General features: G+C 36.5%; 21 protein-coding genes and 9 pseudogenes. 19 read left to right on the forward strand and 11 right to left on the reverse strand.

Going from position 1 to position 21,537, the window contains the following annotated elements; translation table 11 throughout:
• Positions 1–84 precede the first annotated feature (84 nt).
• The 3 genes from QA442_RS08625 to ilvD all read left to right on the forward strand — a co-directional run bounded on the left by QA442_RS08625 (position 85) and on the right by ilvD (position 3,561).
• A complete protein-coding gene (locus tag QA442_RS08625; protein ID WP_095432899.1) occupies positions 85–993 on the forward strand; it encodes a LysR family transcriptional regulator in 909 nt (302 codons plus the stop codon).
• Positions 994–1,187: 194 nt separating this feature from the next.
• The gene (locus tag QA442_RS08630; protein WP_069839544.1) at positions 1,188–1,874 is read left to right on the forward strand and encodes a GntR family transcriptional regulator; all 687 of its coding nucleotides are present in this window, start codon (positions 1,188–1,190) and stop codon (positions 1,872–1,874) included.
• Entirely contained in the window at positions 1,867–3,561 is a 1,695-nt protein-coding gene (gene ilvD, locus QA442_RS08635; protein ID WP_069839543.1) for a dihydroxy-acid dehydratase, read from the forward strand. The genes QA442_RS08630 and ilvD overlap by 8 nt, the downstream gene beginning before the upstream one ends.
• A gap of 231 nt (positions 3,562–3,792) precedes the next feature.
• Here the strand turns inward: ilvD and QA442_RS08640 are convergent.
• Positions 3,793–4,184 (reverse strand): annotated as a pseudogene (locus QA442_RS08640) (aspartate phosphatase); the annotation flags it as partial.
• Between the two features lie 134 nt (positions 4,185–4,318).
• Here QA442_RS08640 and QA442_RS08645 point away from each other — a divergent pair.
• The 10 genes and pseudogenes from QA442_RS08645 (at position 4,319) to QA442_RS08690 (ending at position 10,097) form a co-directional block, all read left to right on the forward strand.
• Positions 4,319–4,435 (forward strand): hypothetical protein, encoded by a 117-nt coding sequence (locus QA442_RS08645; RefSeq protein WP_139123539.1) that lies wholly within the window; start codon positions 4,319–4,321, stop codon positions 4,433–4,435.
• A 235-nt stretch (positions 4,436–4,670) separates the two neighbouring features.
• The gene (locus QA442_RS08650) at positions 4,671–5,231 is read left to right on the forward strand and encodes a cupin domain-containing protein (protein ID WP_279474018.1); all 561 of its coding nucleotides are present in this window, start codon (positions 4,671–4,673) and stop codon (positions 5,229–5,231) included.
• A 359-nt stretch (positions 5,232–5,590) separates the two neighbouring features.
• Positions 5,591–5,908 carry a sulfurtransferase gene (locus QA442_RS08655; RefSeq protein WP_095432901.1) on the forward strand — a complete coding sequence of 106 codons (318 nt, stop codon included), beginning with the start codon at positions 5,591–5,593 and terminating at the stop codon, positions 5,906–5,908.
• A gap of 21 nt (positions 5,909–5,929) precedes the next feature.
• The gene (locus QA442_RS08660) at positions 5,930–6,190 is read left to right on the forward strand and encodes a metal-sensitive transcriptional regulator (protein ID WP_003237170.1); all 261 of its coding nucleotides are present in this window, start codon (positions 5,930–5,932) and stop codon (positions 6,188–6,190) included.
• A 147-nt stretch (positions 6,191–6,337) separates the two neighbouring features.
• A complete protein-coding gene (locus QA442_RS08665) occupies positions 6,338–6,820 on the forward strand; it encodes a DsrE/DsrF/DrsH-like family protein (RefSeq protein ID WP_095432902.1) in 483 nt (160 codons plus the stop codon).
• A gap of 46 nt (positions 6,821–6,866) precedes the next feature.
• Entirely contained in the window at positions 6,867–7,235 is a 369-nt protein-coding gene (locus tag QA442_RS08670) for a rhodanese-like domain-containing protein (protein WP_069839540.1), read from the forward strand.
• A 65-nt stretch (positions 7,236–7,300) separates the two neighbouring features.
• Positions 7,301–7,870: a sulfurtransferase TusA family protein gene (locus tag QA442_RS08675; RefSeq protein ID WP_095432903.1), complete on the forward strand. Its 570-nt coding sequence runs from the start codon at positions 7,301–7,303 to the stop codon at positions 7,868–7,870.
• Positions 7,836–9,000 (forward strand): annotated as a pseudogene (locus QA442_RS08680) (MBL fold metallo-hydrolase). The gene QA442_RS08675 and the pseudogene QA442_RS08680 overlap by 35 nt, the downstream one beginning before the upstream one ends.
• 33 nt (positions 9,001–9,033) lie before the next feature.
• Positions 9,034–9,261, forward strand: a complete 228-nt coding sequence (locus QA442_RS08685; RefSeq protein WP_014664707.1) for a sulfurtransferase TusA family protein — start codon at positions 9,034–9,036, stop codon at positions 9,259–9,261.
• Positions 9,262–9,320: 59 nt separating this feature from the next.
• Positions 9,321–10,097 (forward strand): sulfite exporter TauE/SafE family protein, encoded by a 777-nt coding sequence (locus QA442_RS08690; RefSeq protein ID WP_095432904.1) that lies wholly within the window; start codon positions 9,321–9,323, stop codon positions 10,095–10,097.
• A 458-nt stretch (positions 10,098–10,555) separates the two neighbouring features.
• On the opposite strand, the pseudogene QA442_RS22210 reads toward QA442_RS08690, so the two are convergent.
• Together QA442_RS22210 and QA442_RS08700 are read right to left on the reverse strand one after the other, a co-directional pair.
• Positions 10,556–10,753, reverse strand: a pseudogene (locus QA442_RS22210) (DUF255 domain-containing protein); the annotation flags it as partial.
• A gap of 590 nt (positions 10,754–11,343) precedes the next feature.
• Positions 11,344–11,604: pseudogene (locus tag QA442_RS08700) on the reverse strand (ImmA/IrrE family metallo-endopeptidase); the annotation flags it as partial.
• A gap of 268 nt (positions 11,605–11,872) precedes the next feature.
• Between QA442_RS08700 and QA442_RS08705 the strand changes: the two are divergent.
• Entirely contained in the window at positions 11,873–12,409 is a 537-nt protein-coding gene (locus QA442_RS08705; RefSeq protein WP_279474022.1) for an ATP-binding protein, read from the forward strand.
• A 192-nt stretch (positions 12,410–12,601) separates the two neighbouring features.
• Here QA442_RS08705 and QA442_RS08710 read toward each other — a convergent pair whose 3' ends face one another.
• The gene (locus tag QA442_RS08710) at positions 12,602–13,144 is read right to left on the reverse strand and encodes a PadR family transcriptional regulator (RefSeq protein ID WP_095432942.1); all 543 of its coding nucleotides are present in this window, start codon (positions 13,142–13,144) and stop codon (positions 12,602–12,604) included.
• Positions 13,141–13,983, reverse strand: a complete 843-nt coding sequence (locus tag QA442_RS08715) for a sialate O-acetylesterase (RefSeq protein WP_095432941.1) — start codon at positions 13,981–13,983, stop codon at positions 13,141–13,143. The genes QA442_RS08710 and QA442_RS08715 overlap by 4 nt, the downstream gene beginning before the upstream one ends.
• 346 nt (positions 13,984–14,329) lie before the next feature.
• Between QA442_RS08715 and QA442_RS08720 the strand changes: the two genes are divergently transcribed.
• From QA442_RS08720 to QA442_RS22215, 3 genes and pseudogenes are all read left to right on the forward strand, one after another.
• Positions 14,330–14,731: a hypothetical protein gene (locus QA442_RS08720; protein WP_095432940.1), complete on the forward strand. Its 402-nt coding sequence runs from the start codon at positions 14,330–14,332 to the stop codon at positions 14,729–14,731.
• Positions 14,732–14,890: 159 nt separating this feature from the next.
• Positions 14,891–15,193, forward strand: a pseudogene (locus QA442_RS08725) (ATP-binding protein); the annotation flags it as partial.
• Positions 15,193–15,326: pseudogene (locus tag QA442_RS22215) on the forward strand (N-acetylmuramoyl-L-alanine amidase); the annotation flags it as partial. The pseudogenes QA442_RS08725 and QA442_RS22215, both read left to right, overlap by 1 nt.
• Positions 15,327–15,730: 404 nt before the next feature.
• Here the strand turns inward: QA442_RS22215 and QA442_RS08740 are convergent.
• Positions 15,731–16,054, reverse strand: a complete 324-nt coding sequence (locus QA442_RS08740) for a hypothetical protein (protein ID WP_095432939.1) — start codon at positions 16,052–16,054, stop codon at positions 15,731–15,733.
• Positions 16,055–16,178: 124 nt separating this feature from the next.
• Between QA442_RS08740 and QA442_RS08745 the strand changes: the two genes are divergently transcribed.
• Together QA442_RS08745 and QA442_RS08750 are read left to right on the forward strand one after the other, a co-directional pair.
• The gene (locus QA442_RS08745) at positions 16,179–17,309 is read left to right on the forward strand and encodes an amidase domain-containing protein (protein WP_279474024.1); all 1,131 of its coding nucleotides are present in this window, start codon (positions 16,179–16,181) and stop codon (positions 17,307–17,309) included.
• 419 nt (positions 17,310–17,728) lie between these two features.
• Positions 17,729–17,982 (forward strand): annotated as a pseudogene (locus QA442_RS08750) (peptidoglycan-binding domain-containing protein); the annotation flags it as partial.
• A gap of 110 nt (positions 17,983–18,092) precedes the next feature.
• Here the strand turns inward: QA442_RS08750 and QA442_RS08755 are convergent.
• From QA442_RS08755 to QA442_RS08775, 5 genes and pseudogenes are all read right to left on the reverse strand, one after another.
• Entirely contained in the window at positions 18,093–18,371 is a 279-nt protein-coding gene (locus QA442_RS08755) for a hypothetical protein (RefSeq protein ID WP_095432937.1), read from the reverse strand.
• A pseudogene (locus QA442_RS08760) lies at positions 18,368–18,692 on the reverse strand (tRNA-Val4). The gene QA442_RS08755 and the pseudogene QA442_RS08760 overlap by 4 nt, the downstream one beginning before the upstream one ends.
• Positions 18,693–18,737: 45 nt before the next feature.
• Positions 18,738–19,097, reverse strand: a complete 360-nt coding sequence (gene cdiI, locus QA442_RS08765) for a ribonuclease toxin immunity protein CdiI (protein ID WP_095432943.1) — start codon at positions 19,095–19,097, stop codon at positions 18,738–18,740.
• Between the two features lie 96 nt (positions 19,098–19,193).
• Positions 19,194–19,646, reverse strand: a complete 453-nt coding sequence (locus tag QA442_RS08770) for an SMI1/KNR4 family protein (protein WP_019260159.1) — start codon at positions 19,644–19,646, stop codon at positions 19,194–19,196.
• Positions 19,647–19,657: 11 nt separating this feature from the next.
• Positions 19,658–21,492, reverse strand: a pseudogene (locus QA442_RS08775) (T7SS effector LXG polymorphic toxin).
• Between the last annotated feature and the right edge of the window lie 45 nt (positions 21,493–21,537).

The following is a 21,537-nucleotide window of genomic DNA, read 5'->3' on the forward strand; positions in this document are numbered from 1 at the left end:
AAGTATACAGACTTGATACAATTCAAGTAAATTAACTATAATTGATGATAATATTCAAAATAAATGAATGTTAGGTGGGTTAAAATGGAGATTCGCCAGTTAATCACGTTTCAAACTGTTGCTTCCACATTGAACTTTACACGAGCAGCTGAAGTCCTCAACTACGTACCATCCAATGTCACCATGCAAATACAAGCTTTGGAGGAAGAGTTGGGCGTTCGTCTAATAGACCGCTTGGGAAAACAAATCATCCTTACAGAAATAGGAGAAAGATTCCTCATACATACGAAAAAAGTCTTAAACGATCTCGAAGAGGCGAAGCTAGCCGTTAAAGAAAGTAATGAAATAACAGGCACCATTACGTTTAGTGCCAATGAGATAGTTTTAACCTACCGATTACCTGCCCTTTTAAAAGAGTTTAGATCCTTATATCCAGGCGTTCGTTTAATTTTCCGTTCCTTTCCGAATGAACAATTGAAACAAAGTCTTTATGAAGGGAAGACTGATGTAGTGTTTCTTTTGGATGAACCGCTCGTTACGACAAGCCTCCTTTCAAAAACATTAAGGAGTGAGGCATTTCGACTTCTAGTCTCATTGGATCATCCTCTTGCCAAAAGGAAAAAAATCAGCGGCACAGATCTTCAAGACGAAGTATTCCTGCTGACGGAAAAAGGATGTACATTCCGTACATTGTTTGACCAGTTACTGGAGAGAAAAGGGATCGAAGGAATAACTGACATGGATTTTTGCAGTGCCGAAGCTATCAAGCAGTGTACTATGGCGGGAATGGGAATAGGTTTTTTACCTGAAGTCGCTGTTAAATCCGAACTTGAGAGAGGAGAATTGGTTTCTCTTCCATTGAAGATGTCGAATCCAAATTTCAAGACTCAAGTGATTTGGCATAAGGATAAGTGGATATCCCCTGCAGTAAGTGCATTCTTAAATGTTGCCGAAAGGGTTCTTGACGATTCAATACAAACCATAATTTCGTGAAAATATTTATAGACAAGCATGAAATAGGTGTTACTTAAACAGTAAGCATGTCTCGCTTTTTAATGAGATGTGCTTTTTATTATAAAAAAGAACAACAAGGTGTGTTAGAAAAAATAAATTTTTCTGAAAATATTGCATGCGATATATTTATGCGATATATTACATGTAACAATAATTTAATTGAGGTGATACAAATGCCAGTACCTAAAAATTTTTCTTCACCAGTTCGGATGACTGCTAAAGAACGAGCACTTTCCCAAATTCAGAGATGGATTATCGACGGTACTCTACAACCTGGTGAGAAGCTAATAGATGCCGAGCTCGCAGAATCTTTGGCTGTAAGTAGAACTCCTATAAGAGAAGCTTTTCAACTTTTAGAAGTTCAAGGCTTGGTTTCAATGTATCCAGGTAAGGAAACTCGTGTTTCGAATATTCAGAAGAGTGATATTTTTCATTTATATCCTACGCTTGCATCTCTTCATGCATTGGCAGCTGAATATACTGCAAATAACATTTTACCTGAGCAAATAGAAAAGCTAAGAGAATTAAATATACAGTTTAAAAAGGCAATTGAAAGTGGACAACCTTATCAGGCAATGGAACTAGATGAACAATTCCATAACTTAATTATAGAAATATCGGAAAATCCATACATTGCTTCGTTTAGTGAATCCCTACAAATTCATATTAGAAGATTTAAATATGTCTTTTTAAAACAACCTATCAAAGAAACTTTAAATTCAGTAAATGAACATGAGTCCATAATAACTGCTTTAGAAAATAAAGATGTACAAAGAGTTTCGGAGTTAATGAAACAAAATGTAATCAGACCGATGCATGAACTAACTAAATTATTTAAGGAGAAAGAGAATAATGAGTAATAAAAGAGATTTGAGAATTCGTAGTAAAGTCATTAGTGAGGGTGTGAACCGAGCACCTAATCGTGCCATGTTGAGAGCTGTTGGGTTTCAAGATGAAGATTTTAAAAAGCCAATGATAGGAATAGCGAGTACATGGAGTGAAGTAACTCCTTGTAATATGCATATTAATGATTTGGCAATACAAGCAAAAAAGGGCGCCAAGGATAATGGCGGCGCACCTTTAATCTTTAATACCATTACCGTTTCAGATGGCATTTCCATGGGACATCATGGCATGTCTTATTCTTTGCCTAGCCGAGAAGCTATTGCGGATACAATTGAAATTGTAACAAATGCAGAGCGTTTTGATGGCATTGTTGCAATTGGTGGGTGTGATAAAAATACCCCTGCCTGTTTAATGTCTATAGGACGCATGAATTTACCTGCTGTTTATATTTATGGGGGGACCATTCAACCTGGACAGTTAGATGGAGATAAGGTGGATATTGTAAGTGCTTTTGAGGCTGTTGGTAAATACCATGATGGTAAAGTTACGGAAGATGAATTACATAAAATTGAATGCAGTGCATGTCCTGGAGCTGGGGCTTGCGGTGGAATGTACACAGCAAATACAATGGCAGCGGCTGCTGAAGCGATGGGAATAAGTCTTCCTGGCTCATCTTCCACTCCTGCTATATCCCCGAATAAGGCTATTGAGTGTGAAGAAGCTGGCAAAAGGGTTCTTGATCTTCTAGAAAAAGGTATTTTCCCTAGAGATATCATGACCAAAAAAGCATTTGAAAATGCGATTACGGTTGTCATGGCTCTGGGAGGTTCAACTAATGCTTTCTTGCATCTTCTCGCGATAGCACATTCAGTTGAAGTAGATTTAAACTATGATGATTTTGAACGTATTCGCAAAAGAGTCCCTCATATCGCAGACTTAAAACCGAGTGGAAGATATGCTATGCAAGACCTAAATAATATAGGTGGGGTTCCAGGTGTCATGAAGATTCTTCTTGAGAAGGGACTCCTTCATGGTGATTGTATAACCGTTACAGGTAAGACATTAGCAGAAAACTTAGCGGAAGCTAAGGACTTGGATCAAGATCAAGATGTTATTCGCTCTTTTGATAATCCATTAAAGCCTAATGGACCATTAATTGTATTGAAAGGCAACTTAGCTCCTGATGGGGCGATTGCTAAAATGTCTGGTATGAAAAGATCACGATTTATTGGTACAGCTAAGGTTTATGATAGTGAAGAAGCGGCAACAGAAGCCATTATGCGTAATGAGATAAAAAAAGGGGATGTTCTTGTTATTAGATATTCGGGTCCAAAGGGGGGACCTGGAATGCCTGAAATGCTGTCAGTAACAGCTTTAATTGTAGGAAAAGGACTAGGCGGTGAAGTTGCCCTGATTACAGATGGAAGATTTTCTGGTGGATCTCACGGTTTTGTAATTGGACATGTTGCACCTGAAGCACAAGTAGGTGGTCCAATTGCTTTTCTTAAAAATGGTGATATCGTAACCATTGATAGTGAAAGTCAGGAAATTTCATTCAACATTACAGAAGAAGAATTGCAACACCGTAAGGATAATTGGACCCAACCAAAACTAAAAGTATCAACAGGAGCACTGGGAAAGTATGCACGCTTAGTATCAGCAGCATCAAAAGGTGCAGTCACAGACCTATTTGAACAATAGGTTTATAAGGTATTACAATTGTAGATTTTAAAAGAGATTTCGAAGAAACACAAAGTATCGGGAGAGGTTAGTGAAGAACAATTTAGTGAATTAAGGATGTTGTAATATCTGGCTATTTGATTTTAAATGACAACTTTCTGGAGTAACGAAAAAAGCCCAATTTCTTAAATTCAAAGCTGAGAAATTGGACTTTTTTATGTTCTAAAATAGACGTAAAACATAAACACCCAAATCTTTAAAGGTGGGGGAGAGCTTTTGATGATTTTCAAGGTCATCGTAGTTGCCGGCAATGACAAAATGGCACTGTATACGTCTGACAGAATAAAGCTCGTGTTTCTGATAGATATTGTATGAAAGCTCGGCGTAATGCATTGAGATATGTGTTATTTTCATATGATAATAGATTTCGCTTAAAATAAAACTCAGCTTTTTCAATCTTTCGGAGATCGTGGGAATTTTGCGTTCAGCTTTTTTGTAATATGTAATGGCCTTTGTGTATTCACCGTTTCTAAACTCATACATCCCGCGGAAGAAGTTATAATAATATGCCCGCATATTGTCTATTTTATTCAGAATATTATGGCAGTTCTATTCTTTTTTTCTGATGGCAGTGTGTATTCCAAGCTAAATCAAAATAGCCTACTTAGATTATCTTAGGAATTTTGCAAACCTCAATTTAGACAAACACAAACACGTTTGTCTGGATTAGGAAATATAGGTGAAGATAAGTAAAAAAGATTTACAAACTTTCTAGCGCATCCAAAGAGATAAATCTAAAAGAGCTGGGATAGGGGGGACAAACAACAGAATTCCGTATACTCTGTTGTTGTACTATGTAAATGTTCAAAAGCCATTTAGGAGCGTCGACCTTTGATAATCCATCATATAAAAGTGTCATCCGATGTATTCGATGTCTTGTTTAACAAAGGCTAGTGAAATTCAACATCCAGAAAACGATTATAAGGTCGGTGATAAATTATTCATCCGTGAATCAAACGGTGATCGAACATTCCATTTGGTGTTTAATATGAGTTTTCTTGATTTAGCACACTCCCTTAATAAATGCATAGGATACTATCACAAAAATTTAAAATTGCGGGGATCAAAAAATGTACTATTACCCTTTTTCGCCTCAATGTTATTATTATGTGAATGTACCGATGTATAACGATGGAAGATCTGTTTATTGGACTGTTCCAAATGAGATGGAACACGTACACAGATGTGCCGATTTGCGCTCTTCATATGAAGATAGAAACCTTCTTTTGAAGGATTATGGACCAAAACCATTTGTTGTAAATATCAATAGAGCCACAAAACAAAACAATACGTTCCGTACTGCTTTATGGACAGGAAAGCATTTTCAAGTTACTTTGATGAGTCTTGGTATTGGAGAAGATATTGGTTTAGAAATCCATCCTAACGTCGATCAGTTCTTACGGATTGAGCAGGGGCGTGGGATCGTCAAAATGGGAAAGAGCAAAGATCATTTGAACTTTCAAAGAAATGTTTATGATGATTCTGCCATTGTTGTACCTGCCGGCACTTGGCACAACGTGATGAATACAGGGAATACGCCATTAAAACTTTACTCCATTTATGCTCCTCCTAACCATCCATTTGGTACAGTTCATGAAACTAAAGCAGATGCAGTGGCTGCGGAAGGTTAGCATAGATATTCACAGAATTCTATGTAATTGGAGTCACATCCAGCATGAAACATAGGGAACCAGTACCTAAGAATTGTTTTTATGTAAATGAAACCCAATGTAATATCCAAGCAGTCTTGTGCTAATTTTAAAAGTAATTGATAAAATAAAGTCGATTTAATAAAATCGGCTTATTTCTTTATTCGAGTCACTTTTTGCAGAATTGGTATTATCGAAAGAATCTATCAACTCAAAGAAAGTAACTTTCACACTTGACTATATACCTGCGGGGGTATATTATTGTTTTGTGAATAACAAAGAGTTAATAAGGTGGTGTAACTCGTATCAATTATTTAGTTATTGCATTCCTGCTTATTTTTGTGATTATCATTGCAACCTATAGACGTTATTATCCTATAACCGGACTCTCTTGTATCCATAAAGATAAATTAGAGGCTATGGACATCACAATATTAGATATTCGTCATTATAACGATGTACCCAATTTTTCGGATAATATTATTTTAAACATCCCATATGCGTATCTAAAACGTTTTTATTTAGAGATTCCACGTGATAAAATACACATAATAGCTCGTGATCGGGTAGAATTAAATTTAGGAGTGCGTTTTCTAAAGCGCAAAGGTATCCATGTAAACAGTTATGAACTGGCAACATGTAAATGTAAAAATAAATGATAGAAAGGATTTCATTGATATATGGAGTATGATCAAAAGATTAAAAACCGCTTACGACGGATAGAAGGACAAATTAAAGGTGTATTGACTATGATGGAACAAGGAAAAGATTGTAGAGAGGTTGTGACCCAATTAGCAGCTTCCCGTAATGCGATCGATCGAGCGATGGGTTTAATAGTGAGCACAAACCTTGAACATTGTGTTCGTGAAAGTTTAGAAAAAGGCGAAGACACACAAAATTTAGTAAAAGAAGCAGTCGACTTATTGGTAAAGAGCCGATAAAAATTCATCAACCTAAGGTTGACGAGTTTTTATATGCGTTATATTATACCCCCTATGGTATTTAAAGAGTTGAATAATAGCAGATCTTTCGAAAAAATTTTTTGACTTCGGTTATACCCATAGGGGTAATCAGTTAGGAGAATAAACATGACAGAACAAACAAAACGCACAACAATTGTTTTATTTAGCGGGGATTATGATAAAGCAATGGCAGCCTATATTATTGCAAATGGTGCAGCTGCCTACGATCATGAAGTGACGATCTTCCATACTTTTTGGGGATTAAACGCTTTACGTAAAGAAGAGCTGATTCCAGTGAAAAAAGGATTTCTTGAAAAAATGTTTGGAAAGATGATGCCTCGTGGTGCTGATAAGATGGGTTTATCTAAAATGAACTTTGCAGGTATGGGCCCTAAAATGATTAAAAATGTGATGAAAAAGCATAATGCACTTACTTTGCCTCAGTTGATTGAGATGGCTCAAGAACAGGGGGTAAAGCTCGTAGCCTGTACGATGACAATGGATCTTCTTGGTTTACAGGAAAAAGAACTATTAGATGATATCGACTATGCTGGTGTAGCAGCTTATTTGGCAGATGCTGAGGAAGGCAATGTCAACTTATTTATCTAATGTTACTCATTGCTAAATAAATGAAGGGAGGTTATAACACTACACTATGGATAGTGGCGTAATGTTCAATATCTTACTCATTTTATTTTTACTATGGTTCGTATTTCGACGTTTTTTATCATTGCAAGGTGTTAAACAAATAACAACTGCTGATTTAAAGTCAGAGCTGAAAAATAAAGACATACAGTTTATAGATGTGCGAACACCTTATGAGTTTCGTACAAGGCATATTAAAGGGTTCAAAAATATTCCCTTGACTAACTTGCCTCATCTAACTAATCAGCTTTCGAAAGACAAAGAAGTTTTTGTTATCTGTCAAAGCGGAATGAGAAGTTTAAAGGCAAGTAACATATTGAAGAAACAAGGATTTAAAAACATCACAAATATAAAAGGGGGTATGAATACATGGTATTAACTTCTAGAGGGAACCTTTTTGCATATTTATATACCCCCACCCCTATATGAGAAAAGGAGGAAAAAATGATGAAAGCAAATATTGTACTAGACGCTAAAGGTTTGGCGTGTCCAATGCCTATCGTAAAAACGAAGAAGAGTATGAAGGATTTAAAAGCAGGTGAAGTATTGGAAATTCAAGCGACAGATAAAGGTTCTACAGCAGATCTGGAAGCATGGGCAAATAGTACAGGCCATGAATATCTAGGTACTGAAGCAGAGGGGGAAATACTTCGTCATTTTCTTCGAAAAGGAGGAGAGCTTTCAGCAGAAAATGCAGCTTCAATTCCTGAGATTTCATTAGAAGCTTTCAAACAGAAAGTGGATAGTGACGAGTCTCTTAACATTTTAGATGTACGAGAGATAGAGGAGTATGAAAAAGCTCATATTCCTGGAGTTGTGCATATCCCTCTTGGTGAAGTGGAAAAGCGCTCTAACGAATTAAACAAAAATGATGAAATTTATATTATCTGCCATTCGGGAAGAAGAAGTGAAATGGCGGCCCACACCATGAAAAAACAAGGTTTTAAAAAGGTTATTAATGTTGTCCCCGGTATGCGGGATTGGACAGGTAAAACAGAAAAAGGAGGTATGTAAACATGACCGTTCAAGCACTTACCGCAAAAGAAGTCACACAAAAAATCTTTAACAAAGAATCTTTATTTATTCTGGATGTGCGTAATGAAAATGACTTTAACGATTGGAAGATCGAAGGACATTGTTTTGACTATTTAAATGTACCGTATTTCGATCTTTTAGATGGCGTAGAAGATATCTTGGAGAAAATTCCTTCTGATAAAGAAGTGCTGGTCGTTTGTGCAAAAGAAGGTTCATCCGTCATGGTATCCGAAATGCTTTCTGAAGCAGGTCATTCTGTATCCTATCTTAAGGGTGGAATGAAAGCATGGAGCGAACATTTAGAGCCGGTAAAAGTCGGGGATTTAAAAGATGGCGGTGAGATGTATCAGTTTGTTCGAATCGGTAAAGGCTGCCTGTCATACATGGTCATTTCCAATGGTGAAGCAGCGATTATTGATGCGGCACGTATGGCAGATATTTTTATAGACTTTGCGAAAGAGAAGGGTGCGGAGATTACTCACGTATTTGATACACATCTTCACGCAGACCATATTTCAGGCGGCAGAGTCATTGCTGAAAAAACAAAAGCAACCTACTGGTTACCGCCTAAAGATGCTGAAGAAGTGGCATTCGATTATCAGCCGTTGGAAGAAGGAAATGACATGATCATTGGAAATACAAAGATTAAAATTCAACCGATTTATTCTCCGGGGCACACGATTGGGTCCACTTCTTTCATTGTCGATGATCTGTATCTTCTTTCAGGTGATATTTTGTTTATTGATTCAATTGGCAGACCAGACTTAGCCGGTATGGCAGAAGATTGGGTAGGAGATTTAAGAAAAACGCTTTATAGCCGTTACAAGGCGTTATCAAAGGATTTAATTGTATTACCTGCACACTTTATGATCATTGACGAGCTAAATGAGAATGGAAGTGTTGGTAAAAAACTAAGCACGTTATTTAGCGAGAACCATGGTTTGAACATTGCGGATGAAACAGAATTTAGACACCTAGTAACAGATCATTTGCCTCCGCAGCCAAATGCATACCAAGAGATTCGAGAAACAAACATGGGGAAAATCAGCCCAGATGAAGAAAAACAGCGTGAAATGGAGATTGGTCCAAACCGCTGTGCAATACGGTAACACAAGTTTCTATTAAAAAGAGGAGAGATGAACATGAAATCAGATAAAGTATTAGACGCAAAAGGCCTGGCATGCCCAATGCCAATCGTTAGGACAAAAAAAGCGATGAATGAACTGGAATCAGGTCAAATATTAGAAGTGCATGTAACAGATAAGGGAGCTAAAAGTGATCTTGCAGCTTGGTCTAAATCAGGCGGGCATGACCTTTTAGAGCAAACTGATGAAGGCGATGTATTGAAATTCTGGATTAAAAAAGGCTAATGAATGGAAAGGGTATCGAATAAAAAGATACCCTTTTCCTTTGAAAGGAGGAAACCAAAGTGGATATTGCCTTTATCACAACTCTTTTCACTATAGGGTTTATTGGTGCCTTTATTTCTGGAATGATTGGTATTGGCGGAGCAGTTATTAATTATCCAATGCTATTATACATTCCTTCTTTAGTGGGAGTGATGTCATTAACTGCCCATGAAGTGTCAGGTATAGGGGCTATTCAAGTTTTCTTTGCGACACTTGGCGGTGTTTGGGCTTATCGTAAGAGTGGTCTTCTAAATAAAGCATTAATTATTTACATGGGAAGCAGCAGCCTTTTAGGGAGTGTATTGGGGAGTTACTTTTCTCATTATATATCTGAAAAAGGAATTAACTTTATATACGGTATTCTGGCTATTTTAGCAGTTATTTTAATGTTTATACCTAAAAAAGGACAAGAACAAAGCGAAGACAAAGAAGTGATATTTAATAAATGGTTGGCTTCGTCCCTAGCGTTTATCATTGGTGGTGTATCGGGTGTTTTAGGAGCTGGCGGCGCCTTTATCCTGGTCCCCTTTATGTTATCAATTTTAAATATTCCTGTTAGAATCACAGTCGCTTCATCTCTTGCGATTACATTTCTTTCATCTATTGGCGCAACAGTTGGAAAAGTAATCACGGGCCAGGTTCTTTTTGTACCAGCTCTGGTTCTTATGATTGCTAGTTTAATTGCTTCTCCTATTGGCGCATCAGTTGGGCAAAAAGTAAATACAAAATTCCTGCAATGGATTTTAGCGCTATTAATAAGTGCGACAGCTATTAAAATTTGGTTAGAGCTGATATAGCCAGCGGGTAAAATGAAAGATTAAAAGATTCATCACTCGTTGGTTTCTTATTAATGTTATGACACTTGGCCATGTTCAATAAATGTTTCAAGTATTTGATGAAATTCATTTTGATAATGGTGACTTGGACAAGTCTTGACTATAGTACCTTGAAATGCATTTGACTTAGTGGCGTCCAGTGGAATTAGGACAACGTTAAGAAAATAAAAAAAACCATAACTTCACCTTTGATCATTTTTTTAAACGTTTTAATCCTGATTGGTTTAATGGGTATTAATGAGTTAATATAAATTATGTCTATTTTGTATAATAGGCTGTATGGCATGATTTCAAATGCTTGAAACGGCGTGCTTTTGTAACTGATAATATACCACTTTTGTTGAGGGATTCGAACTAAAAAGAAGATGCCAAACTATATGGGTATCTTTGTTTGCTTTAGAGTTATTATATTTGAATATCATGACATGGCACCAATGGCAAGTTTGTGTAGCTGCCCTGCTAGTTATACTCAATAAATACGAGAAAGGTTTGTTTTCTCGTTGCGCTTTTTCAAATGCTTCTTCTCCCCAAGGGAACCAGTTTACAGGGTTGTGAGCATGTTGAAGTAAGTAAGGAGACTTCTCAGCATTGGGTCTATTGTGCGGGCATTTGATCACCTTCTTTCTTTATGATTTATTATCGAGTATGATTTTCTTTATTTGGTATACCGCAAGCTATATCTTTATAGCCTTGTTCTGTGGACTTCTAATCTATTTACGAATAAAGCAACTACTTAAAGGGTATTCAGATGGAGTCAATATAACTTACCAACAACACATTTGGTGTTTTATCCTACCTAGTGAAGATCATCTCATTAGGACAAACAGCTGTTACATAGCATTGCCAAGGGGTGATGCATTCTATGAGGTGATAATCATAAGAGGGTCCGCAAGCTGAACAATGTTATTAACGATGGATATTATTGAAAATGGAAATGTTGTAAGGGTGTCGTGTAAGCACAAGCGATCAAGAGGGCGAGCATCGACAGCCAGACCGGAGCCTGCATGAAGAAAGCAGGAACGAGGATCTCTGAAGTTTGACAATGAATGCTTTTCTGGAGAGCTGTTAGAACGTCCGGCTTTGAACTGCTCAAGGGAGGGTGTCAGTAAGGCCCCATAAGCGAAATCATCTGCTATGATCCAGACTGTCTTTCTCGGAGAGCATATCAGTGATGACAAAAATGATGTTCCCCTTCGCCTTCTTTAGCTTTTTCCTTCTCTGTCCGATAAAACTCATGAAACATCTTCATCAGCGCCCGCTTTTCAATCCGCGATACATTTCGGCTGTCCAAGCATATGTTATAAGTTCCGCTGTGTTTAAGTGCAAAGCTTGTAACAGGTTTAAATGAAAGCCTGATGTCTAAAGCTTCGGCAATCCGTTCAAAATTAATTTGTTCAGGCTCTGTCATATCATTCTTCCTGTATAAGTTTTCAATCCAATCCTCTAAATGACTGTTTGTATACCTCAAGATGAAAAACCTCTTTAAAGACGACAATCTAAAAATTGGATTGGCTTAAATATTATAGGTGAATCATGACTTTTTTCATAGGAAAATGGGTCTGAGTCTATGGAAAATAAATCTGTTTAATAAGGACTGTTATCGTAAGTACGATGATTTTAACACGCATCTGGATTTCCCTAAAAAAGTAAAGGTCTTTATGGATTTATGTCAAAATAATAGTAAGTACCTTATGCAACAAACAGGGAGTTTGGTTGCTTAATAAGGAGGGGGAAGTATGAAAAAAAATATTCACATATTGGGAGCCTCTGGTGTCGGAACTTCAACCTTGGGTGGTGCATTATCAAAGCGTTTGCCTCATACGCATCTTGATACTGATAATTACTATTGGTTAGATAAATTCACTAAAAAAAGAGAAATTCCTGAAAGAAAAAGGTTGCTTGAAAAAGACTTAACAATAAATGAGAAATGGATTCTTTCTGGTGCAGTGTGTGGCTGGGGCGATAATCTAAAAAGTTATTTTGACCTTGTCGTCTTCTTATGGATTCCACAAGATATACGGCTTGAGAGATTAAAGCATAGGGAATTTCAGCGTTATGGAAATGAAGTGTTAGCCGGTGGCAGTAAATATGAACAATCAAAAACATTTTTAGAGTGGGCTTCTTTATATGACACTGCTGGAATGGAAGTTAGAAGTAGAGCTTTGCATGAACATTGGATGGCAGATTTATCTTGTCCAGTGTTAAAGATTGAAGGCGACTGCTCAGTCAGTGAAAGAGTTGACCGTGTCTTGGATTATCTGAGTTCTAATTAAACTAAGGAATAGCGATTGAAAAAGAAGAACACGCAGCAGATTCACTTGTTCTTCTTGGGGGGCAAGTGTTGACTCTATTGCTGGTTTAATTAAAGAAGAAGTATAAAACCTGTATCAAAGATGTTACTAAATATCTACGACACAGGTTTTATATTTAGGTAACTAATATTCTTATATTTAACTTTGCATTTTTTATTCTGCAATAGTTGATTCTATTTCTGCTTTCAATTTTTCGAACCATTCTAAATTAACCAAGTGATGTGAACGGGAATTTTCGTTCATACGGCGAAAGTAATCGATTGTGCCGGGAATTTCTTGAGTGATGGACAGGTATTCATCAAGGAGCTCGATTCGAGTTTTAGTCTGATCGATTTGTGATTGGATCAGATCCAGTAATTTATTTTTGTCGAATTCATCGGCAAAGAGTAACGCCCCATAAAATTGCAGGTTCACATATTCCGATTTGGTGCCGTATTTGATCATTAATTTTTCGAATTCTGCCCTTCCCGATTCTGTAACTTTAAAGTTACGGATTTCACGCCCGCTGGTTGAGGATTTCTGCTGAATCTGTTCAATAAAACGCTTTTCTTCAAGTTGCTGCAGATTGTAATAAAATGAACCTTTCGTGAAGTTAACAATGTATTTGTAATGACGCTTTTCCATTAAGGCCAGAAGTTCATAGCCGTGAGCTCCGGGGTTTTGGATTAACAAGCCAAGGATAAGTAAGGGAATCATGGTTTCATCACCTTCGCCAGCCGCGCCTCAAATTCCGCGTACGTGATTTTACCCGAAGCCAAATCCATACTATGAAGGTAAATCTGTTCTGTTTTAGAATAGTCACCATTCACTTTCAGTGATTGCTCCTCTCCCGAAATGGGTTTCAGGATATGGTGCTTTTTTGAAAAAGCCTCGAAATAGCGGTAACCGAATTTACGTTGTGAAGCTGCGTCTAAATGAATGCCATCAGGATTCGCAGTCAAACCTGCTGCAGTAACAAAATAACAATTCTGTTGTTCATTAGCAAAACGCAGCAATTGTTCATTAACCTGTCGAAATTCAGTCGCGTGCTGTCCAAAACCAGTCTTCCCAAGAAAGTCACCAAGCCCTCCAATAATCAACGGTACCTCATCAAGTTTCAACTCGTTTCTTAGCGTCTCGATGATAAGAGTTAATTTCTCGTAATAAGTTTCATGCAGCGAACGATAACTGTCACTCTCACCTTGGTGCCAAAGGATTCCGCAAATTTGACTGGATTGGAGGGCGAAGCGGGCTTCGGACAAAGCATGCTGAAAAAGGATGCCTTCCGGATGCCAGTCATTCAATGAACTGCCGCCTTCCGCACACGGGATCAAGCCAATTTCTTCATCGGGATGAGCTTTCGACCATGCATCTGCAAAAGATGCGGCCAGGCCAACGCCGGAAACCGGACGGTCGTAATTAATCGGCTCTGTCATCATCTGCCACTGTCCATTGCGCAGCATTTTTATTTTTTCATTATAGATAGGGTCTACTTCATTCAAAAATCCACGGCCCGCCATATTCGACTGCCCCAACATTAAAAAAGACTTTATCATCTTATTTTTCACTTCTTTACATCAATATTTTAGTCTAATTAGACTATAGTCAATTCAGTTTGTCTTGTAAAGTTTTAATAATGTTTTACTTTTATTATTAGTATGTATGAAAAACAAACTAACATTGAACATTTGGTGGATGTATTTTTCTTATCCAACTATCGGGGGGCTTTAGTTCAATAACGATCTCCCCCAATCGGGCGCGATTCTTGAACAAGAACTAAAGAAGTGATACATATTAGTCATGTATAATATGTATCACTCTCTATTTTGCATTTTTCATAGGAAATACGTTCAATGATGGAGGTGTATTCCAAATGAAATGGATTGTTAAAAAGGGAGGGCTATGTTGAAGGGGTTAAATATCAATAAAAAATTATTAAAAAGGTTAGCGATTGTACCAATTCTATTCATTTGTTATGTTTTATTTTTAAATCCTGAAGTTATACTTGAAGAGAAATGTCCTAATAAGCCTTATAGTTTAACAATCGTAAAGCACGGGACAGGTATATTTGATAAGAAAATTGTTCTAATATATTACAAGATTCACGGAAAAACAGTAGCTGTTGGGGATTTGGTGTTTTTTGAGAATTTTGGCATAGATATAGATGTTTCTTGGGATACGAATACTGATGATGGAACTTGGTGGATAGATAAAAGCGTACATTTAACCATGACCTATGCTAAAAATGTTAAGGGGGAATTAGACAAGAAAGATATTGATTTTGATTATGGTACTGTCCAATGAAATAGGGATATACACTAAAAGAACCGCCAGTCGCGGTGCTTTTGTGTTTAGATTTAAACGGATTTAGGAGCAGTTTTTTCTTTCCTTGCAAGTAGCATGATTCCAGAAGATTATCATAAGTATTGCTGGCATTAAGTAGAACAAATCAATACATAACTTGACAACTTAGTAGTAAAACTCGATGCCATGAGAAAGGTCGAAGTTCTATTCATTGATGATTTATTCAAACCAATAAACGGTCAGCCAAGGGCAACCGATTGGCAGGTTGAACAAATCCAATCAGTCTTAAATTATCGATACTTGAATCATATGCCTTTGCTGATTTCTTCGGAGTTAACAATCGATGAGATTTTGGACATTGACGAGGCTCTTGGTTCACGAATTCACCAGATGTGTCGTGATTACATAGTGATTATTAAAGGCGATCGAATGCAATTAAATCATAGGTTAGGTGATTGGGACGAGAGTGGGGAGATCGTGTCCGCAAGCATCAAGACTGGAACGGCAAGTATTGCCGCACCGTATTTTGTCAGAGGGAAGATGGAATCAAGTTAAGGCTACCATTGAAAAAGAACTAAAAACCCTGGGGGGAAGACTAATTGTTCTTCAAATAGCTCTTCAGGATCAACTTACACAGTCAAAAAAGGCGATACTCTTTTCGAAATTGCATTGGCTGAAGGGTTAGTGTGGCAAACCTACAGAAATGGAATAACATTAAAGACCCGAATAAAATTATAGTTGGCCAAGTGCTGAAGCTTACAGGATCATCCAGCCCTTCTAAGCTGTGCATCCAACGGCAAGAAATACGTTTACCTTCCGGCATCTGCTGATTCATAGCGTATCTATCCGACTAACAAAGCAACGGTTAAAGGAAATGAATACGGAATCAAGACGGCTCAGTTCGGAAAGGTAAATATCTATGCTGCGAAGTCCACACGCGCAACTGTAAAATAAACGAAAGTAAAAAAAGAGCCCTCTCTATGAGAGGGCCTTAACTAATTAAGGTGCTGTTCCGCAATCGACTTTGTATTCGTCCTCTGTTACTTTCTTTGAATAACAGAGATAAGGAGTTTGACCAGTTTCACTTTTCCAAGCATTAAATAACATCAAAGAATAAAGACTTCCTGATGATTTATCACTTTCCCTTTTTTGAAGGATTGTGAAATAGCTTTGATAAGGGTATCCCATTTTATAGATTTCGTGTCTTATGGCTCCTTTTTCTGAAGAAGTATTGAACAAAACTGGTGAAAGGGGAGGCATTAAAATTAATATGATTAATACTGTTGCTAAAATAGATATCAATATTTTGGTTCTTTTCTTCATTTTTTCCTCCTGTACCTTTTTTTTGTATTTGGCTTTATGTTATATTATTACATGTATTTTATGCCATATTTCCACTGGTGTAAATGATCAAAGTTTCCTATATTCTGAAAACATGGAGGGTGTTATGAAAAAAGTAGTGTTGACTTCTTTATTTTGCTGTCTGTTACCTTTGCTGTTTTTGTCGAATCATGTATTTGCCGCATCTTCTGAAAATGAAGAAAAAGGTAGAACGTATGTATCAAATGATATAGGTATGAAAGAGCTTAATACAATGTTAGAACAACAAAAAAGAGATTTTGAGAACAATGAGCCTTTTGCTCATAAAGATGTTTCAAAATTAAATGATTCTGATGAAGGTGTTTTGTTGTATTATGCTTTCACCACAGTTGACAAACAAAAGCTGCATGAATTTACATATAAAATTAGTGATGTCACTACTTATGAAGAAAATAATAAAAAATTTGTAGAGGCCTATATTGTTAGAAACTTTGTTTTTGGTGAAGAAAAAGTAGATACAGGATTAGGGGACAATATTAAATTAGAGATTTCTAATAATAATGTTTCCAAGAAACAAAGTCTTTTATCAGAAAGCAAAGGGGCACCTAAGACAAAAAAATCTTCTACGCTTCACTATGAGAATGAAGGTGACGATTCGTCAAATATAAAATTGGATGAGTTTTTAAAGAATTACAAGCAAGAAGTTGAAGAAAATAAGGAACTGTCAACGCAACAAAAATCTGAATCAACAAAGGTCAACGGGTCGAAAGTCTCTGCATCTGCATCCGCTGTAAAAGGATATAATCGTTGGAAAGCCATGGAATATGCTGACAAATATGCTTTGTCTCCAAATAAAAATTATAAATATTATAAAAATGGAGATTGTACTAACTTTGTATCTCAGGCTTTAAGAGCAGGTTCAATGCCTTATTTCAAAGAGTGGAAGCCTTATACAAATGCATGGATTAATGCAGGTTCTTTTAGAAACTATATTTTAGAACCTGGCGGCATAAAAATGAAAACTGTAAAAGACGTTTATACGAACGTTGCGCTTGGTGATGTATATCATTATGATACTAGGAATAAAATAGGTCTTCCGCGTCCTGATGGTTGGATGGAACATACTGCTATTGTTACTAGCCGAGCTAATAATAAGATTCTTGTGAGTTACCATACTACCAATAGACACAATGTTCCTAGAGAGTATTACACTTCCAAAGAGGGTGGAAAACGTTACGCAAGTAGCATCCGTATGTAATTAAAATTTTTGATTTGACGAAAGTTTATATGATTTTAACACGTAGTGGCGATGTTGGACTTTTCATTTCCAAAATCGCCACCACTTTTTGTTTAGTGGCTGCATGATATATCAAAATACTCAAAAATAATCAATTATAAATATGTAAAAGGGTAAGTTAAAGAAGAAGCCACCATTTAACAATTGGCGGCTTTGTTGTTTTTATGTAATTTATGCAGACTAACATTACTATTTTTATTTTGTTTTGCGATCATCATAATAATGGAAATTAACAAAAGAATACCTCGGTAAAAAAAGAGAAAAGGTATAAAGGATACTCTTCAATCGAAAATTCCCCAGCCTTTGCTGTTTGCTTTTATTTTAAAAGGTTCAATAAGATAAGCTTGAAGGTTCCAGCACTAAATCAAGCAGTAAAAAAGTCATATACGCTGCCTTCTGGCATCTATAAAGTCACAAGCCTTATGCGAAAAGGGAATGACGTAAGACAGATTCAAAAAGTGCTGGCGGCTCTTTATTTCTACCGGGACAAAAGGGGCGAAGAATAACGGCATCAACGGCGTTTATGGACCGAAAACAGCAAACGCGGTTAAACGGTTCCAGTTAACGCATGGGCTTTCTGTTGATGGATTTATGGACCTAAGACCGAGTGAAACTTGAAGCATTATTGAAATAAAAAAGCCAAGCGAGGAAAAACGAAGCAGATTTCATTGCCAAACACGTCATCGGCAATCGGTATTACTTTATCGGGTATTCTGCCGTCTCGATAACGATTAGAAGCGTTAACTATATATGGCCCACTTTCTTTATGGAAGCTATGTAAGTATCCGAATGCAATTCCTTCCCTTTCTTCAAGATCAATAGTTTCAGGAGAAGGGGTAGTGCCAGAATAATTTTGATATATTCTAAATAATCTTTTGGGATCTTTACTTGTAACAGGTTTTCTACTTCAATAATTTCCTCGTTACTAACAGGATGCTCTCCGAAATCCCATTCAATTATATGGTATCTCCCCCTCGATATGTAAAACCCTTCATTATGTAAGAAGGGTTTTAATTTTATCATATATCTGGAATCTTATCTCGCCATATTAATAGCAATTCTCTAAATTGATCGGTTTCAATTGAGTTTTCATAGGGTTCTTCCATCCTAAAAGAGTTTTAACGATTGTCACATCTTTCTTGATGAGTACACTTGTTGCATTTAACTCAATCTTAAAATCTTCATATATCCTTTCTGAAACCTTCTCAATGTAACTATATACTCGTTGGCTTGTTCTTCTGTAGCGATGTTTTCAATGAAATCAGAGAAAATACTGATTTCTTCTGACAATACTATTTCTAAATCACCAAATGGATCTTCTTCAAATTTATATGAATATTTCATTTTTCTCTTCAAGATTATTTTTTATATAACGGATAGCAGTTATGTTTATACCTTAATTTCATACCTATCCTTAATTGATCTCATGTATTTCTCTACCTCGGGTTTATTTTCTGGGTGTTGTTCTACATATTGACCAACAATTTCATTTAAATATTTATAGAAATTTTCGTAATCTAATATGACTTCTTCATCTTCCTCGACTGCTGGGTAATCGAAATAAAAAGCTATACCCTCATCTCCAAAGTAATCTTCTTCCCACTTTTCGTAGTCATCAGCAAATACACACCAGACATTCTCTATACCATAGCCTTCTCCGTTGGAGAATTTCTCTAAAATTCGTATAAATCGTTCATCACCCACAACCTTAAAGAAATAATTAATTAATTCTTTATTTTTATTATCCATTTCATTTTCACACCGAATTAAAGCCCTCTCATAACGAGAAGAGCATTCCACCTTTTAATACTTTCTCCTCAAAAAGAAGGGAAAGGCATTATCTGTTTATCCCTCGTATAGTTTATTAATCAACTCTGTAAATGAATCACAAACATAACTAATGGAACTTTCCTTATCTTCATAGGCGATCTCATGATCCCAAAAAACAATTACGGGTTCTTGAGAAGACATTCTGTAATCAAAACAAAAGAGGTTTCCCCCTGCATCTGTAGCAAAAGGTATAATCTTATCAACTAACCGGTCTTTAACATTATCAATTGTACTAAGGAGATCAATTGGCCGAGTAGGATCTCCTATGCTCAGTAAATTGTTGATTGATTCTCGAGAATCTTGGAATAAAACAACCTTTTTATCTATAGGGGAACATCCATTATGATCTTTAATGAACTCTTTGTAATCTGTCGGGAACTTGATTTTTAATTTCTCTTCTACCTCTTTGATCTGACTGTTTGTTGCCTCTTGAAAGGTGCTTCGTTTTCTCCATTTAATACTTTGCATTGTTTAACCTCCTATTTCTCATCTTTCCCCAAAATTTTATATCCGCCAGTGTGACCTGTTTTAGCATGAATTACTCGGTCCACTAGCTCCATTTTTCCAGGAGTTTGATGGTGGTGCCATGTGTATTTCTCTGGTGTTATTCCATCTTGAAGATCAAGTAAATCATCTTCGTTCAAATCAAGCTTTTTAATCAATGATGGGTCTTCTTCAATCTGCTTATATAATTGCTTATTTAATTTGTCAAAATGCTGGTCTCTACTTTTTTTAAAGTCGGCTTTATGAAGTGTGAGTGTATGCTTTGATTCGAATATTGGAAATCCATCTTTATCATAGGGAACTTTTGTTACTGGGTGGACATCATTTTTCAAATGACCCATTCTTAAGTTAATAGTCGTTGTTTTACCCGCACTGTTTTCGTACGTATATGGTGCAACTTGGACGAATTGATCTTGTTTGGCTTGAATCTCTTTTTTTAATATACATGTATTCTTTACATTGTAAGTGTTCTCTATATCTTCAGCTATTCCTATAAGAGCTTGTTCATCTTTATTTCCAGATAAAGATTTGATGTATTTTTTCCTTTAGAGATTCCTTTATTTACATGGTTAGTTGCTGTCTTTTCTCCAGCTTCCAAAACTTTATCTACCTTAGTTGCGCCAGTTTTGGCGATCTTACTAGATACTTTTACAGCAGATTCTGCGCCTTTTAATCCAACTAGATTGCCGATCACATAGGTAACATAGTGTGCCTTTGAGTATGTATCACCGTTTATAAATTTATCATTCCATGAATCATCTATATTTTTCCATATGATTTTTGCATATGAAGGTGTATTCAACACAGTACTAATTGTTGTGGAAATTTTTTGCTTATCAGAGAGTTGGGAGAATTCCCAGGCATCGACAGCTAAGTCTTTTAAACCAATTACAGTATCTTTTCCAACATCATAAAGGCCGACACCGACTCCTTTGAAGCCCTCAGTGAGTTCATGTGTGTTTTCAATCTGTGTGAAATATCTTTGTTGATCTGCTGTCAGATTTTCATAACCAATGGTTTTAGCCATTGAATAGAATTCATCGGCATCTGCATAATCGTAATTTTTTAGTCTTTCTTTCAGCTTTTCGATTTCCCGTTCTTTTTCTTCTTTCTTCTTAATCGTCAAATAAGCTTCTGTACGCTTTTCAATATCGCCTTTTTTCTTATGTATATCACTCTCACGGTACGCCTTAGCGTTGTAGTGGATGGGCGTAGCGTTTTTACCTTTGCCCGTTGCTTCTTGGAGCTTTTGAAAATCTGACTTGATGAATTGTTCATTTGGTTCTGACATAGCATATTCTGTCAGTAAATCTTCGTCAAGATCACCTAGTTTTTCAATTGTTTTTTTACGTTTATCATTGGCATCTGCAAGCTCATCCTTGAAGGTTTCTGTTGAAAACAAGTCGAGCGGAAGGATGTCGTCAATGTCATTTAGAATACCTTTCATGGCTTTTTTCTGTTCAGACATGATTGACTTTGATTTTTTATGGGCGTTAGCCAGTTCATGTTCTAGAAAAGATTCTTCAATATAAGTATCAGAGAGACCTTTGTCCTCGACAGCTCCAGCAATGTTGTTAAAAAATGCGATTTTCATGTCAATGTAATCGATCCATTGATCAGTGACACCAACATGATCGTAATAGAATGCTTTAATGTTGTTAGCGCCTTTACCTGAGAATTCGCTGTCGTCCAGTTTAGCGACGCTTTGTAAAGCTTTTCTCAGGTTGACCATTTGCGTCCTTAGTTCTTTATATTCTTTGGCCCGATCTGTAGCTTCAGACATAAGTGTTTTAGCTTCAAAGACTTTCATAATCATATCCTCTCATTTAATTGTATAACAAAATATTACCATGGA

It is taken from the genome of Bacillus stercoris (genome assembly GCF_029772985.1).
GTDB lineage: Bacteria > Bacillota > Bacilli > Bacillales > Bacillaceae > Bacillus > Bacillus stercoris.

What these genes read in the sequence shown, in the direction of transcription:
- QA442_RS08720 (WP_095432940.1), top strand. Translation starts at nt 14,330, where the DNA reads ATGTTGAAGGGGTTAAATATCAATAAAAAATTATTAAAAAGGTTAGCG.
- QA442_RS08670 (WP_069839540.1), top strand. Translation starts at nt 6,867, where the DNA reads ATGGATAGTGGCGTAATGTTCAATATCTTACTCATTTTATTTTTACTA.
- QA442_RS08665 (WP_095432902.1), top strand. Translation starts at nt 6,338, where the DNA reads ATGACAGAACAAACAAAACGCACAACAATTGTTTTATTTAGCGGGGAT.
- QA442_RS08740 (WP_095432939.1), bottom strand. Translation starts at nt 16,054, where the DNA reads ATGAAGAAAAGAACCAAAATATTGATATCTATTTTAGCAACAGTATTA.
- cdiI (WP_095432943.1), bottom strand. Translation starts at nt 19,097, where the DNA reads ATGGATAATAAAAATAAAGAATTAATTAATTATTTCTTTAAGGTTGTG.
- QA442_RS08675 (WP_095432903.1), top strand. Translation starts at nt 7,301, where the DNA reads ATGATGAAAGCAAATATTGTACTAGACGCTAAAGGTTTGGCGTGTCCA.
- QA442_RS08685 (WP_014664707.1), top strand. Translation starts at nt 9,034, where the DNA reads ATGAAATCAGATAAAGTATTAGACGCAAAAGGCCTGGCATGCCCAATG.
- QA442_RS08715 (WP_095432941.1), bottom strand. Translation starts at nt 13,983, where the DNA reads ATGATAAAGTCTTTTTTAATGTTGGGGCAGTCGAATATGGCGGGCCGT.
- QA442_RS08705 (WP_279474022.1), top strand. Translation starts at nt 11,873, where the DNA reads ATGAAAAAAAATATTCACATATTGGGAGCCTCTGGTGTCGGAACTTCA.
- QA442_RS08630 (WP_069839544.1), top strand. Translation starts at nt 1,188, where the DNA reads ATGCCAGTACCTAAAAATTTTTCTTCACCAGTTCGGATGACTGCTAAA.
- ilvD (WP_069839543.1), top strand. Translation starts at nt 1,867, where the DNA reads ATGAGTAATAAAAGAGATTTGAGAATTCGTAGTAAAGTCATTAGTGAG.
- QA442_RS08710 (WP_095432942.1), bottom strand. Translation starts at nt 13,144, where the DNA reads ATGATTCCCTTACTTATCCTTGGCTTGTTAATCCAAAACCCCGGAGCT.
- QA442_RS08770 (WP_019260159.1), bottom strand. Translation starts at nt 19,646, where the DNA reads ATGCAAAGTATTAAATGGAGAAAACGAAGCACCTTTCAAGAGGCAACA.
- QA442_RS08755 (WP_095432937.1), bottom strand. Translation starts at nt 18,371, where the DNA reads ATGATAAAATTAAAACCCTTCTTACATAATGAAGGGTTTTACATATCG.
- QA442_RS08650 (WP_279474018.1), top strand. Translation starts at nt 4,671, where the DNA reads ATGTACTATTACCCTTTTTCGCCTCAATGTTATTATTATGTGAATGTA.
- QA442_RS08625 (WP_095432899.1), top strand. Translation starts at nt 85, where the DNA reads ATGGAGATTCGCCAGTTAATCACGTTTCAAACTGTTGCTTCCACATTG.
- QA442_RS08660 (WP_003237170.1), top strand. Translation starts at nt 5,930, where the DNA reads ATGGAGTATGATCAAAAGATTAAAAACCGCTTACGACGGATAGAAGGA.
- QA442_RS08745 (WP_279474024.1), top strand. Translation starts at nt 16,179, where the DNA reads ATGAAAAAAGTAGTGTTGACTTCTTTATTTTGCTGTCTGTTACCTTTG.